14 protein-coding genes are annotated in these 13,637 nt (G+C 37.6%); all 14 read left to right on the plus strand.

Annotated elements, in window-relative coordinates; all coding sequences use genetic code 11:
• Nucleotides 1-235: 235 nt before the first annotated feature.
• On the plus strand, nt 236-640 hold the full coding sequence (gene tssD, locus JNG87_RS13465; protein WP_002977458.1) for a type VI secretion system tube protein TssD: 405 nt from the start codon (nt 236-238) through the stop codon (nt 638-640).
• Between the two features lie 147 nt (nt 641-787).
• The gene (locus JNG87_RS13470) at nt 788-2,719 is read left to right on the plus strand and encodes a type VI secretion system Vgr family protein (RefSeq protein WP_202838868.1); all 1,932 of its coding nucleotides are present in this window, start codon (nt 788-790) and stop codon (nt 2,717-2,719) included.
• A 1-nt stretch (nt 2,720) separates the two neighbouring features.
• Nucleotides 2,721-2,891, plus strand: a complete 171-nt coding sequence (locus tag JNG87_RS13475) for a hypothetical protein (RefSeq protein WP_153816338.1) — start codon at nt 2,721-2,723, stop codon at nt 2,889-2,891.
• 61 nt (nt 2,892-2,952) lie between these two features.
• Complete coding sequence (locus JNG87_RS13480) at nt 2,953-3,927, plus strand: DUF2931 family protein (RefSeq protein ID WP_238349591.1); 975 nt, start codon at nt 2,953-2,955, stop codon at nt 3,925-3,927.
• A 34-nt stretch (nt 3,928-3,961) separates the two neighbouring features.
• Nucleotides 3,962-5,374 (plus strand): T6SS phospholipase effector Tle1-like catalytic domain-containing protein, encoded by a 1,413-nt coding sequence (locus JNG87_RS13485; RefSeq protein ID WP_202838870.1) that lies wholly within the window; start codon nt 3,962-3,964, stop codon nt 5,372-5,374.
• A gap of 53 nt (nt 5,375-5,427) precedes the next feature.
• Complete coding sequence (locus JNG87_RS13490; RefSeq protein ID WP_202838871.1) at nt 5,428-6,471, plus strand: hypothetical protein; 1,044 nt, start codon at nt 5,428-5,430, stop codon at nt 6,469-6,471.
• 29 nt (nt 6,472-6,500) lie between these two features.
• On the plus strand, nt 6,501-6,989 hold the full coding sequence (locus tag JNG87_RS13495) for a DUF4280 domain-containing protein (RefSeq protein ID WP_202838872.1): 489 nt from the start codon (nt 6,501-6,503) through the stop codon (nt 6,987-6,989).
• 11 nt (nt 6,990-7,000) lie between these two features.
• Nucleotides 7,001-9,832: an OmpA family protein gene (locus JNG87_RS13500; RefSeq protein ID WP_202838873.1), complete on the plus strand. Its 2,832-nt coding sequence runs from the start codon at nt 7,001-7,003 to the stop codon at nt 9,830-9,832.
• Between the two features lie 5 nt (nt 9,833-9,837).
• Nucleotides 9,838-10,437: a hypothetical protein gene (locus JNG87_RS13505; protein WP_202838874.1), complete on the plus strand. Its 600-nt coding sequence runs from the start codon at nt 9,838-9,840 to the stop codon at nt 10,435-10,437.
• A gap of 13 nt (nt 10,438-10,450) precedes the next feature.
• Nucleotides 10,451-11,101, plus strand: coding sequence for a hypothetical protein (locus JNG87_RS13510; protein ID WP_202838875.1), 651 nt, complete (start codon nt 10,451-10,453; stop codon nt 11,099-11,101).
• Nucleotides 11,101-11,661, plus strand: coding sequence for a LemA family protein (locus tag JNG87_RS13515; RefSeq protein ID WP_202838876.1), 561 nt, complete (start codon nt 11,101-11,103; stop codon nt 11,659-11,661). Before JNG87_RS13510 ends, JNG87_RS13515 begins: the two co-directional genes overlap by 1 nt.
• Nucleotides 11,642-12,010 (plus strand): hypothetical protein, encoded by a 369-nt coding sequence (locus JNG87_RS13520; RefSeq protein WP_202838877.1) that lies wholly within the window; start codon nt 11,642-11,644, stop codon nt 12,008-12,010. The genes JNG87_RS13515 and JNG87_RS13520 overlap by 20 nt, the downstream gene beginning before the upstream one ends.
• A 4-nt stretch (nt 12,011-12,014) precedes the next feature.
• Nucleotides 12,015-12,788 carry a hypothetical protein gene (locus JNG87_RS13525; RefSeq protein WP_202838878.1) on the plus strand — a complete coding sequence of 258 codons (774 nt, stop codon included), beginning with the start codon at nt 12,015-12,017 and terminating at the stop codon, nt 12,786-12,788.
• A 118-nt stretch (nt 12,789-12,906) separates the two neighbouring features.
• The gene (locus JNG87_RS13530; protein WP_202838879.1) at nt 12,907-13,626 is read left to right on the plus strand and encodes a hypothetical protein; all 720 of its coding nucleotides are present in this window, start codon (nt 12,907-12,909) and stop codon (nt 13,624-13,626) included.
• Nucleotides 13,627-13,637: the final 11 nt, after the last annotated feature.

Raw genomic sequence — 13,637 nt, forward strand, 5'->3', positions numbered from 1 at the left:
AGTTGTTTTTGTGTTTTGATCTTCTTTGGTGTTATGTAGAAAAATTTTAATAAAAAATATAATTTATTAGATTAAAATTCCTGTATTGTTTTGTTGTGTAGAATTTTAAAATGTCGTAGAACTACTACAATTTATGAAACAGTGCCTTAAAAACTTTTTAAATTAGAACATGACCTTTATCTTTGTTTTATAAATCCTATAGCAGGGATCTCGTTAATGATTAAAATTTAAGAATATGGCAGGAAATTCAAGAGGAATCTTAAAATTCAATGGAGGTGAAGGTCAGAAGTTGTTAAAGCTTAACTATAGTGTGTCAAGATCTACAGATGTTTCAGGACGTGTAGCCTCTGACCCGTCAAACGCATTGATCAAAGTAACAATTGAAGCAACAGAAAAATCTGATGTTTTAGAAAGTTTATTAAACAGTAAATACAAACCAACTAGCGGGGAAATCAACTTTAATAAATCTCACGAAGAGGGAACATTGATCTCTCTGAAATGGGAAAACGGATATGTTATCCAGCATGAAGTAGACTTTGATGCCATTGATAGCAATAATATGCTGATCAGCTTTGTAGTAAGTGCTGAAAGCATCACATATGGAAACTCATCTTATGACGGACTTTGGCCGATGAGCTAAGTCTTTCATGAGCCAGAAATAAAAGACTGTCCTTACAAGACGGTCTTTTTTTACCTAGGACTATATTCTACAGGATTTTTGTTTTTAATTTTTAAACTCTCTTTCTGTTGAATAATCGTTTAAAAAACAAATCAAATCACTAAAAATATGTCAAATACACCTGGAAACTCACAAGCGGCGTCTTTTCGTCCGACGCAGAATGCAGATGGTATTTCCGAAAACCATCACACAGGTATCAACCGTCTGGTAAAGCTTTCTCTTGTCATAGAAGGGAAAATTATCAAGTACTACAAGCATTTCAAGCTTAAACAAAGTACCAGACGACATCACGAATTTACACTGACACTGGCACACGATACCCTGGGAGACAGACAGACCCACTCACTGGAGGAAGCTAACAAGTTTCTCGGAAAAAGACTTACGGCGGTTATTTCCTATAAAGATATAGATAACAGTCCGGAACGAACTTTTGTGGGAGTGATTACCGGAGTAGGATTCAGTCAGGAGCATATGAGTCTGGGAAATATTGTACTTACAGGTTACAGTCCGACCATCCTTCTTGACGGAGCACCACACATCCAGAGTTTTGGAGGAAGCCAGCCGGTTAATATCGGAATTATTGCAGAAGAAGTGATCAAACAAGGGATTGATAAAAGCCGTTTTGATATCAGGGTAGATGCCAATAATTTCTCTCAGATCATCTATAGCAGCCAGTATGATGAAACCCATTATAACTATCTGGCAAGAATGGCCGAAGCATACGGTGAACAATTCTACTACGATGGTGAAGTTTTACATTTCGGAAAACTGCCGGCTCAGAATAAACCTATTACCCTTACTTACGGAAGCAGCGCCAATGAAATTAAAGTTGAGCTGAAAGCGGTACACACCAAACCACAATTTTACGGTTATAACAGTAATAAAAATGAAAAGCTGACTTCTGGGTCTACACCCATCAAACATGTGAGTGATCTTGCAAAAACAGCATACAGCCATAACGAAACTATTTATAAAACACCGGCTTTACAGATTGCTCCTATCAAAGCTGCCACACACCTGGATGTGGAGTATTCGCAGAAAAGCGCTTCAGGAAGTGAGGCGGTGAATGTTTTTTCCGTTTCAGGAAATACAACGGTTCCTTTCCTTCACCCGGGGTGCGTAGCAGACGTCCAGATGCGTAAACAGGATTCCAATGAAACCTCTTATTTCACAAGGATAATGATTACGGAATCAGAACATGAGATTGACACAATAGGTCATTATAAAGGAAGCTTCGTAGGAATTGCAGCAGATACAGGGTTTCTTCCAAAGCCGGAATACACCATTCCGAAAGCTGAGCCACAAACTGCCACCGTAATTTCCAATACGGATCCCGAAGGACAGGGAAGAATACAGGTAAGATTTGACTGGCAGACCAATGATACCACTCATTTTATCCGTATGATGAGCCCAGATGCCGGAGGAACAGATCAGATTACCCAAAACCGTGGGTATGTAGCCATTCCGGAAGTGGGGGATCAGGTGATGGTTAATTTTGTGCACAGCCATCCGGACAGACCTTTCGTAATGGGAGGAATGTTCCATGGAGGAGTTGCTTTGGGCGGCGGCGTAAACAATCACCTTAAGTCTATTCAAACCAGAAGCGGAATCAGGATACTGATGAATGATGAAGAAGGAAGTGTAACCATTCTTGATCCAAGCGGTAATACCTATTACATGGACGGACAGGGAAATATCAGTATGAAAGCCCCTAAAAACTTTACGTTGAATGCGGGTGATAATATCAACATTACTGCAGGAAAAGAAATTTCTATAGGCGCAGGAGCAAGTATTACCAGTACAGCCAACGATAATATTGTTTCCATCGCAGGAAAAGATATGAAACTTACGGCTTCGGGAGATATTACGGAAACTTCCGATACCAGAACGGAAATGATTGAAAAAGAATTCAAAAGACAATCTGAAACCTCCAATGAAATTGCAGGTGAAATTTCCATGTTCAGTCAACTGGAAAATATGACCATGCAGAGCGGAAAGATTGTAGAATTCAACAGTGCTGAAAAATCAAAACTCTTCTGATATGGCAATCATCAAAACAGCAACCAACCTGCGCATAACAGTTAAAGATTCTTACCATCTGAGTGTAGGAAAAAAGGTTGAAAAAATAGCAAAGAAAATCAATGTGGAAGCACATAAGGAAAATCTGGTTTTAGCGAGTAACAAGAAGATTATGTCCCATGGTCATAAGTAAATGTAACCTGCTGATTCTTTTTATATGGTGTTTTTCATTAACGAATTGTCAGAATAAAAAAATGGAAGAAAAATACAGTTGGCTGGGAACCGTTTCTGCCCCGGAGGAATACCCGATGGAAGTCTATGAAGGTGCTATTGTTGCCGATGGTTTTACCTACAGCTTTGATGCCATCTGGGGAACACAGAATACAGGCTGGGGTAAAGAAGGCGGTACCATGAACGTTAATACCGAAAGCATGAGTGCGCCCTATAAACTGGAATTTACATGGTATTCTTTGGTAGAAAATAAATTCTACACCGGAAAATGGGACCTGGATAAAGAAAAGATCAAAAAACTTTTGGATGAGGGGTTTGTAGACCAGGACACAAAAAAGAAATCTACTTACAATTCCTTTGTGGTAGGATTAGCTCCACAAGGAAGAGTTGTGCTTTGGATGAAAGGTCCGGGAAACCAGAAAGAAGTAGGTGCTTTTCAGGCTCATGATACCATTATCACCAAAGAAAAAGCATACGATAATGCTCAGTATATGTTGAATGAAGGCTTTGCAGAAAGAATGTTGAAAGATCCGTCTTATAAGACATTCAAGCCGGAAATTCGTGAGAAAATTGAAAAAGAAGGCTATCCGCCAGCAGATATTTATAACGTTTATCGGGAAAGATACAGCTGGAAACCTTCCGTGATTCTCCCTGAAGGAGCCACCTGGATAGATTTTGGTTTTACCGGTTACAACGGTGAACAGGAAAACCTTTTTGACCAAAGCTTGAAAGAGAATACGTACAAAAGCAGGGCTATCCCAAAATTCTGCGGTTTGTACTGGAAAGACAAGAACAACAACAGGTATGCAGTATGGATAGACGCTTTTGATGATAAAGAGATATTTGATTTGTTTCAGAAATCGGGAAAAGACAAAAATATTGATCTGACCATTAAAGTAAACGAAGACAATACAAAGGTCTTGGTCTCTTTAGAATCTGAAAAAGAAAAACTGGCAGTTACCAAAGCAAAAATAAGGGTATCCCGAAAGATAGAATGATAATATTCACTCAGTCAATTTAAAAACAAGAACGATGCACAACAATCAATTTGGAAGTTATACACCATCTGTATCCAAAGAGGAAGTACTGGATATTACCATTGGGATTTTTTTTGACGGAACCCTGAATAATAAAACCAATACGGAAGAGAGAAGGAAAGGGACAGATGCTCATAAAAAACATGGTGGTGGAGCTAAAGACAATACCAGTTATAACAATGACTGGAGTAATGTAGCCCGCATGTGGGATAACTATGATAAAAACTTCGGGATTTATATAGAAGGTATCGGTACACTGGATAAAGAAGGAGATGCAACGCTCGGATACGCTTTCGGTACCGGAGAAACCGGGATCAGATCAAAAGTGAGAAAAGGCTGCGAAGAAATCGTAAAAAAAGTGAAAACCATTAAAGCTGAAAAGAAAGCCGATAAAATTGCCGTACTTACTTTCGATGTATTCGGATTCAGCCGTGGAGCAGCCGCTGCCCGTAATTTTGTATACGAAATCGGAAAAGCAAAATATAAAGCCAGTTCACGAACCGTCGCAAACGAAGCTGTTTCAGTGACCACCTATTCAGATGATGATGGAAAAAATGTTGATTCTGAAGAACTTCCAAAATGGGGACATCTCGGTCTTAAACTCGAAGAAGCAGGTTTAAAAGTTGATGTGTTGAAAGTGAGATTTCTGGGGATTTACGATACCGTTTCTTCCTATTCAAAATACCTGTCACCAATGCCCAATTTCAGTAACGATGTTGAAGAATTAAGCCTGAATGACATCGGAAAAGCCCAAACTGTAGTTCACTTTATTGCAGCCGATGAGCACAGAGAAAACTTTGACCTTACAAGAGTACATATCGGAATCGAAAAAACATTCCCAGGTGTACACTGCGACGTCGGAGGTGCCTATGAAAACGGACAGGAAACGTGGGAGGAAGTGGAAACATCCTGGACAACCAGTTCCAAATTAGAAGCATTAAAAGCAGAACTCGTATCAGAAGGTTGGTATGAAAAAGATATGCTTACCATTACCCCCGGATTCTATTTATCATTGAGAGGGTCCCGTTACCTGCTGAAAACTTACAGCTATATTCCTCTACATTTTATGGCTGAATACGGCATTGAGAAAAATCTTCCTATCACCTTGAAAAAAATGACTGATGATAAATATTCCATTTTGAATGATCAGTTTTTAATAGGAATAAAAGACCGTCTCAGAACTTATGTGATGGGAAATGGCAAACCTTATGCCTTCAAACATTTTAAAGCGCTGCGTGATGCTTATGGTGGAAACGAAGTCCCGGAAGACCGTCAGGATGCTTATCAGAAAGAAGTAAAAGAACAGAACGATTTGAGATTCCTTCGTCTTCATTACCTTCACTGGTCAGCAAGAAGAGAAAAAATAGGTATGGATCCGAGACCGAACAGAACAAGAGTTATCCATTAAATATTTAAATAAGAGTATTATACCAAGAAAGAAATTGAAGCAGGAACATTTTTATGCAGAAATATAATATACATACCGTTCAGAAAGATGAAACTTTAAAAAGTATAGCCTTGCTGTACGGGCTGGATAAAGATGCATTAAAACTCTTCCATAATAACCACTGTGCTGTGAAAGATATGATTCTGATCAATCTCAACGGGCAGAAAGAGCTTTTTGTTCCGAGAACAGCGGTTGCTGATCAAAAGAGTCTGGTTAAATTCGGAAAAGGAAACAGCCTTACTCTTCAGCCTGAAAACAAAGTGCGAAGATACAGTGTCGTTATTACCATTGAAAAAGGAGAATCGAAAAACGAATTAAAATATGAAACATCAGTTCGCTGGCTGAAAACAGAAAAAGGGCATCATTTTTTTGAGATAGACAGAACATCAAAACTCTATCTCAACGAAGAAGAAGTGAATGAAATTGCAGATCTGCTCGCTTACAGAACCTCCGGGATCTTATATCCTTTACAGATCAGTACAGATGAACATGGAAGGTTTGAAACCGTAGAAAATGCAGAGGTATTTTCCAAAAGATGGCCAGCTGTAAAAGAAGAACTCTATAAAGAATTTGATGGCGAAACGGTAGACGAATACTGCGGAAAGATTGAAAAAGTGATCAGCCAGCCCGAAGCAATCAATCTGTATATTAAAAATGATTATTTCATCCGCTCATTATTTTTTGGAATATATCAGCGTTTCGGAAATGAATATAGAACTGAGATGACAGAAACCTTTCCGGTAACAGATAATGCCATTGAACCTGCATATAAACTGACACTGGAAACAGATCCGGTGAAAGGAGAAACCGGCCTGATTACCATAGAAGGATATGGAAAGTTATATGACGAAAGAAATATTGATGATTTTATAAGAAAATCACCTTTTTCATTGATTATAGAAGATCATCCTGTGATGAATGAAGAAGGAACTTTCAGACTCATAAGCTATCTGAAAGGAGAAACTTCACTTCCGGAATCTCTTTACCTGGAATGCAGTATCATGCTGCAGGAAGAGAAAAAGATTTCAGTATCAGTTTCAGGAATTGATGAAAACTAAATTACCATTTCACTAAAGATAAAATTAATATGGCAGAAAAACATATTGTAGTACAGGGCGCCCTATGCAAATGCCAGTTCGGACAGGCTCCGGACAAGCTCAAAGTACTTACACACCAAAAAGAATATGCCAATGATAAAAGCGCTTCCAAAAAACTGATCGTTACTACGAAAGAAATAGGAGCAGACACATTTGAAAAAAACACATTCGGAAACTGTACCAAAATGGGAGGTCCGCCTCCACCATGTAAAATTATGGTTACAGAATGGCAGAATTTTTATGATAAAGTACAGCTCAGCAATGGCGGATATATCATTGTGGAAGACAGCAAAGCCGTGTGTGCTGTTGCCGGAACGCCATGCATCGAGATTATAGACCACGGGCAAAGAGCAGAAGCCAGCCAGCAGAACTTTAAAAATGCAGACAAAGATGTTCAGCAGCAGATCAATCCACTGGTAGATTCCGAAGAAATGTATAACGACCAGCCTTCAGGAGGAGGGCAGGATGGTGCAATCTAAATGATAAGAAAATGGCAAAAGGCGTAAAAAAAATAAAAGTTGTAAGCGGATTGTATTACCCCAAAATGTCTGTATTAGGGCAAAGGATTACCATAAAACCGGATCAGTGGGTGCAGTTTGGTGTGGATGAATGGCTGCCGGGCACCACAGATGCCGACAAAAAGAAACCTCTTACCTGGATGAGGCAGAACAGTAGCAAAAAAATTATCATCAATCAGATAACCTCTGCTACAGGATATAAATTTTTAATTGGTAAGCAGTACTGCGGAAGCTATCAGTTTTATATTGAAGCCAGTCTTTCAGGAGTAAGAGACCCTAAAGGTAATACAGGACTATTTGTAAAAGGCTGGTGTGAGCCCAAAATTGTAAGCAGCAAATGGTCTACCCAGAAGAACAGCAAAAGCATCAAAAACAATAAAAAAAACGAATACATTTCCTATGGGCATATCGTTCATCTGAACCTCGTGACGGAAGGACTCAATGGAAATACAGTCAGCATTGAATTGTGGAATCAGCAGTCCGCAAAAGCAGATAAACTGGTGCATACCTATAACAATGTACAGGTAATAGACGGTGAAGTGAATCTGAAAATAGAAAATACCTTTGCCTGGATGGCTTATGTGGACAATATTCAGAATGTAGAGGAGTTCTATGTTAAAGTAAAAGATGTTGCATCCAAAAAATACATTAAAGACAAGCTTGGAGATGACCTTCATGCCATCTATCTGAATGTAAAAAATAAAGTAGTTACTACCAATACCAACGGAGCCCAGAACCAGACACCAACTAAAGTGTATAAGCCGGATGTAAATTCCGTCAGACTGGAACCTTGTAAGTTTGAAGTGATCAAAATCACAGAAAGTGAAATAAAAGACGGAAAGGCTAATAATACAACCGTTAAAGTTTTTGATAATGGTAATGGTATAAAGCAAATACAGTCACCGGCGCTTCAGGAACATATTAAAAGAACCATCTTTTATAAATTCGATTCTACAGAAATTGATAAAGATGGAGTCGCCATCCTGAATAATGTACTCAAATTCCTTTTAGAACATAAAGATGCCACCATGAATCTGAGTGGCTACGCTTGTGTAATCGGAAAGCAGAATTACAATAAAGGTCTTTCCCAGAGAAGAGCGGATGTTGTCAAAAAATTCTTTGCAGACGGTGGATTAGATCCAAGAAGAATCATCTCTGTGGGAAAAGGAGAAGTAGATCCTACTGACGATAAAAAAGGAAGAGATAATATAAAATATAAAAATGAGAAAGACTACGAAAATAACCGTAGAGTAGACATCTCATTTGTATTCAATGCCCATGATGCACAAACGGTTAACTATGAAGTGACAGCACCTAGTGTATCCATGAAGAAAGATATAACGATTGATGTTACCGGTTTTCAAACCAATGAATGCTTCAGAGACAGCAAAGGGAAACATAAAAAACAGGTCCTGATGGTAGATGTAGGGCAGGCAATAGATAAAGGAGATACTGTAAAAACATTTACCACACCATCATTTAATTATGGAGTATACTCAGATCTATCACAATTCAATGCTTTTCCTATACAATATATCTGGCCGATGTGGACCACTCCCAATCAATTCCATCTTCACGCACATACATGCAGGTATTTTAGCAATGAAAAGAGAACAACCGTATTAATCAAAGCTTACCCGGACATTAAATGGACACTTACTTTCTTCGTTAATCTTACCAATGAACTGAGTGTGAAATGGCAGAACCAGCCAGCGGCAAAACATAAAGACTTACAGGCTAAAGCCGGTAAAATAGGTGCTGAAAGAAGATGGAAACAAAAGGATGCTTCCTTCGGATTCAGCCTGAAAAGTGAATGGGAAAAGAATAGAAGCGGCAGTTTTCAGAAAAGTAAGGAAGTTAAAGGAGAATACGAGACAAAATTCAAAAAGCTTTATGATCTTTTCGGATCAATGGGAGCAATGTCTGACGGTATTACCAACAAAACTAAAGGACAGGTTAGAAATATAGGTTTTAAAGGTCTTCCGGTAACTTTCGCAATCAAGCCTCCTAATATTAATCTAAAAGGTGAATGGTTTTTAGAAAGAGCCAAACAGAAAAATACCGAAATAGAAAGATTAGGAACAAAGGTTGATATATCTTTTAATGCAGAACCCCTGATAGGATTAGAAGTTACAATAGACCTCCTTTGTACAGCTGTAGGACTGGTGGCAGGAGCCGTGAGTGGTGGAACCGCAGCACCAGGTGCTGTAAGGTTGTATGGAGTGATCAAAGACCAGATGAATACAGGAGTTGAGTTTGGGAATGATGATTTCGGAGCTAAACTGAGTTCAGATGTTTACATTGATCTTGTTATTTCAAGTGAAATCAAAACATCAATTGGTTTTTCATTCAATACTGTAAGCGAAAAAAGTGATAAGCAAGGAAAAATAGAAGCTAAAAATACCCTTAAAATTGAATTAAAAGCAGGGGTTTGGGCAAAAGCAGAAGCCAATCTTGTCATTGTGAAAGTAGAAGGATATTTTGAAATGAGCGGAAAGGGATCAGCTTCCATTACATTCGGGCATGGTGTGAAATTTGATGATAAAGGATTAAATTACCGCCCGGAATTAGGATTTGATGGACTCAACGCTGAGTATGTGATTAAAGGAAAAGTAGGAATGTCTGCAAAAAAGAAAATACCTAGAGGTGGCAGTAAAAAACCGGCAGAACTTAAAGGAAGTTCAGAAGACGAAGGTATTATCGCAGAAGGTAAATTTAACGAAATTGTACCTAAATTTGATGTCATCAAAAGTCTTGAAGAACTTTTCGGATTCAGTGCCGATATTCCGTTAATAAGAAATTAGATCATATGAAAAAGATAGTTTTAATAATTTTGTGTTTTATCATGTTTGTATCATGCCAGTCACAACAAAAGACAGATCTGGAAAAAATAGATTTTTCCAAAGGATATAAAGAAGTTCTGAAAGACACCAAATATCAGACAGAAGCAAGGGAAATTGTAACTACATTGCCTGTAGCTTATACCAAAGATGTTTCCGGATATAAATTCGGAAATATATCGTTTCCCGAACAGAAAGAAAATAATGTAAAAAACTCCACCGTAGGATTACTTATTAACAATACTACAGAAAGGCTTACTAAAGGCGTGAAAATAGAACTGGAAGATACTGCTGCAGGTAACGATCTTTTAGCCTATCTCAAATCACAATACAAAAATCCTAAAGTTCTTGCAGGAGTTCCTGCAAAGAACAGTGAAGGTAAAATATTGGGAAATGCAGCCTATGCCTGGGATCTGAAAGGTAAAACAATGGTATTGGTACAATATTATGAATACACCAATAATAAACCCAATACTTCCTCTGTTCTCTATATTGTAGACAATCAGGTGAAGACGGCAGACGGGCAGGAAACAGCAGCAGTACACCTGCTAAAAACGTATACTTCATAGCAGATTTTTATTGATGGATAATTATGATTATTATGCAGAAAAAGTAATTACGTATTTACCGTTAGTTATACTTTCTGTCATTGCAGTTATTTTACTACTTCCTAATTCTAGAAAAAGATTTTTAAGAATTCAGGCATCATTACCCACATCCAAAATAAAATCTGTGGCCATGGGGCTGGTAGAAATTCAGGGAAAACTTATTATGAAAGAACCTATGATTTCTCCCGTTGCAAGAGAAGAATGCATAGGATATTATTATACAATTGAAGATGTAACCAGAGATAAAGAAGGGAAAAATTCTTATACAACAATTCATAGAGAAACCCAGTGCAATCTCTTTCTGATGCAGGATGATTCAGGAACCATTGAAATACATCCCGAAGGCATAGAATTGATATTCATCGAAGAAACCAATGTAAGTTATAACGGACAGAAAAGATACAAGGAAACATTGCTTAAATCCGGCCAGGAAATGCTTCTGGTGGGAGCTGCCGATTCAAGAAACGGAGAAGCTTTCATCAGAAAAGATACAGGGCATAAGCTTTTAGGAATTACCACTGTTGCAGGAATTTCAGTCTGGAATAAATACCAGCCCCTGTTGAGGTCATTTATTGTCACCTGTATCGTTATACTTATCGTAATGATTTTAATCTTATCACAATAATGAATCAAATTGTAGCAATTGTTATCGCCGTTTTTCTTATCGTGGCCATCGTGGCTTTTTTCATCAGTTTATATAACAAGCTTGTCATGCTGAAATTCAATGTGGAAAAAGCGTATGGGAATATAGATGTTATTTTGAAGCAAAGAGCAGACGAAATTCCAAACCTTGTTAATGTTGCCAAACAGTTTATGGCACATGAAAAAGACCTGCTTACCAAACTGACAGAACTAAGAACTTCCTATAACAACACCAATGATTCCGACAGAAAAACAGAGCTTGCCAATGAGACATCAAAAGCACTTTCATCATTTTTTGCTGTTTCAGAAAACTATCCCGGCCTGCTGTCAAACAATAACTTCCTGGAACTACAGAAAAGAGTTTCCGGAATGGAAGATAAAATAGCAGACAGAAGAGAATTTTTCAATGACAGTGTAAACCTCTATAATATAGGAATTCATGAGTTTCCCAATGTTATATTGGCAAAAATGCTGGGCTATAAAGACAAAACCCTATTAGACGTTTCAAATCAGGAAAAACATTATGAAGGAGTTCAGTTTTAATACATTTTTCGGATATGAAAATATACTGATGGAAAAACCCGAAATTGTTTTGTTTGGGGCGATGCTTCTTCCTATAGGACTGATTATGGTGGTGAGTATCATAGGATGGGTGTTCAGGAAACTGAAATTCAATATGTATATCATTCAGGCAATACTGTATACCTTGCTTTTCACCTTTTTTTTTGGAACGGTTACCATGCTCATTCTTTTTTTTATAACAGATAAAAACGGAGTTAAACTTGCGTGGTGCTGGAGCGCTATTTTCCTTGGAATGTTTTGTTTTAGCATCATCAATACCAATACCATCAGTAAAATGTTTACAGACTGGTCTAAAATCATTAAAAACTAAAATTATGATACAACAACCTTATTATATGATCGACTTCAGTGCATCAGCCTGTTTGTTTGAAATAAGGATTAATGATTATCCTGTGATTCATATGAATGTTGAGGGACAGGTTGCCACCAATATTCCTATCAATTTTGCCATATTGAAAAGTGGTGTTCAGACGATATCAGCAACCATTTTACCTAATATTGGCGATGTACAGCTGCATCCTAAATCAGAACTGAAATTTAATGTCAAACTTTTTGATGTGGCTAATGATTTTGTTTTTGATAAACAGTTTGGAGACTATCATTCAGAGGCTATTGAAGACAAAAAGAAACAGGTTATCAAATATGTTGGCTCCTTTAAAGCTGAAGTTCCTTATCAGCTTTCGGCATGGCAGAACGGGAGAAACCTGCAGGATATTAAAGACAGCAGAAAAAAACTGGAGCAGGCTTATGATCATATATCAAGATTAATAAGAGAAAATAAATTTGAAGATTATAAGAAATCAATTTCCAGAAGAGAAGAAAATATGGCTGCTTCTATGTATCTGTCAAAAGCAGAATCGGAAGAACGCTTTACTGATCTTGTAAAAGATTTCAAGTCCGGATTTAAAATACAGCCTGTTTCCAAAGATGCCGTAATGTTTGTATGTGCAGAGAATAGAGTTGCCTTTTTAAAAAAAATAAACGGAGAGTCTGCTTTATATCTGGAAAATCCTGAAACAGGAGAAGAACTGATGCTTGATATTTCATTTTATATACCTGAAGGAAAAGAAGAATTTGAAATAATATAAGCGTTTTATATTCATGAAACAAATAGGAATTTGAAGTTAAAAAATGAATAAAAAACGTTTTCCGGATACTTGAATCCTGTTTTTTCTGTTTTATTATTGATAACCGGACACTAACATTATGAAAAATCTGAAATATGTATTAACAGCGGTAATCTGTCTGAGCTTTGCGTCATGCGACCAGCAGAAAAATAAAGAAAGTGAGTCTTTGGTTGAAACAGAAGGAAGTACTCAGACCGAACCATTCAATCTTGCTAAACTGAAAGCAGGACAAAATATCAACGATATTTTAAAATCTGCCGGAGCAACAGCAAAAGAAGCCGTCCGTACCGGTGAAGTTACCCTGATCGGAAATGAAAAGCTGGCTTTTGCTTCAAAAGAATTATTGCACTTCAACGGAATTGATCTGGAAGGAAAAAATCATAAAAATACAAACAAAGTAATTTTACATTTCGGAAAAGTAGATCAGGAAATTGGCCCGCTTGCCAATGAAAAAGAAGACGAACTGGGAATGTATCAGCTTGATATTTATACAGAGCAGGAAAAAACAGCACTTCTGGAAAGCTTAAACAAGACACTTCAGAAACCTAGTTTTGATACCATTCGGGAAGGTTTTGAATCTGAAGTTAAAGATAATGAGATCATCCGGACGCATAACAAACTCAGACAGGAAGTAGCGATCTGGAGAAGCAAAGATATGCTCTATTATTACTGCGAAACCAAAATAGATAACAGACCGGACGAATACCGCTGCAACCTCTTCGTGTTCAGAAATAAAGAATGGAAAGACCTTCTGAAAGGGTCAGGATATCCGGACCTGGATAAAATCTCCCTGAACTAAAAGAATATAGC

This window comes from Chryseobacterium cucumeris (assembly GCF_016775705.1).
Classification (GTDB): domain Bacteria; phylum Bacteroidota; class Bacteroidia; order Flavobacteriales; family Weeksellaceae; genus Chryseobacterium; species Chryseobacterium cupriresistens.

Excerpts from the sequence above, each read along its gene's own strand:
- tssD (WP_002977458.1), top strand. The coding sequence starts at position 236 with ATGGCAGGAAATTCAAGAGGAATCTTAAAATTCAATGGAGGTGAAGGT.
- JNG87_RS13470 (WP_202838868.1), top strand. The coding sequence starts at position 788 with ATGTCAAATACACCTGGAAACTCACAAGCGGCGTCTTTTCGTCCGACG.
- JNG87_RS13475 (WP_153816338.1), top strand. The coding sequence starts at position 2,721 with ATGGCAATCATCAAAACAGCAACCAACCTGCGCATAACAGTTAAAGAT.
- JNG87_RS13480 (WP_238349591.1), top strand. The coding sequence starts at position 2,953 with ATGGAAGAAAAATACAGTTGGCTGGGAACCGTTTCTGCCCCGGAGGAA.
- JNG87_RS13485 (WP_202838870.1), top strand. The coding sequence starts at position 3,962 with ATGCACAACAATCAATTTGGAAGTTATACACCATCTGTATCCAAAGAG.
- JNG87_RS13490 (WP_202838871.1), top strand. The coding sequence starts at position 5,428 with ATGCAGAAATATAATATACATACCGTTCAGAAAGATGAAACTTTAAAA.
- JNG87_RS13495 (WP_202838872.1), top strand. The coding sequence starts at position 6,501 with ATGGCAGAAAAACATATTGTAGTACAGGGCGCCCTATGCAAATGCCAG.
- JNG87_RS13500 (WP_202838873.1), top strand. The coding sequence starts at position 7,001 with ATGGCAAAAGGCGTAAAAAAAATAAAAGTTGTAAGCGGATTGTATTAC.
- JNG87_RS13505 (WP_202838874.1), top strand. The coding sequence starts at position 9,838 with ATGAAAAAGATAGTTTTAATAATTTTGTGTTTTATCATGTTTGTATCA.
- JNG87_RS13510 (WP_202838875.1), top strand. The coding sequence starts at position 10,451 with ATGGATAATTATGATTATTATGCAGAAAAAGTAATTACGTATTTACCG.
- JNG87_RS13515 (WP_202838876.1), top strand. The coding sequence starts at position 11,101 with ATGAATCAAATTGTAGCAATTGTTATCGCCGTTTTTCTTATCGTGGCC.
- JNG87_RS13520 (WP_202838877.1), top strand. The coding sequence starts at position 11,642 with ATGAAGGAGTTCAGTTTTAATACATTTTTCGGATATGAAAATATACTG.
- JNG87_RS13525 (WP_202838878.1), top strand. The coding sequence starts at position 12,015 with ATGATACAACAACCTTATTATATGATCGACTTCAGTGCATCAGCCTGT.
- JNG87_RS13530 (WP_202838879.1), top strand. The coding sequence starts at position 12,907 with ATGAAAAATCTGAAATATGTATTAACAGCGGTAATCTGTCTGAGCTTT.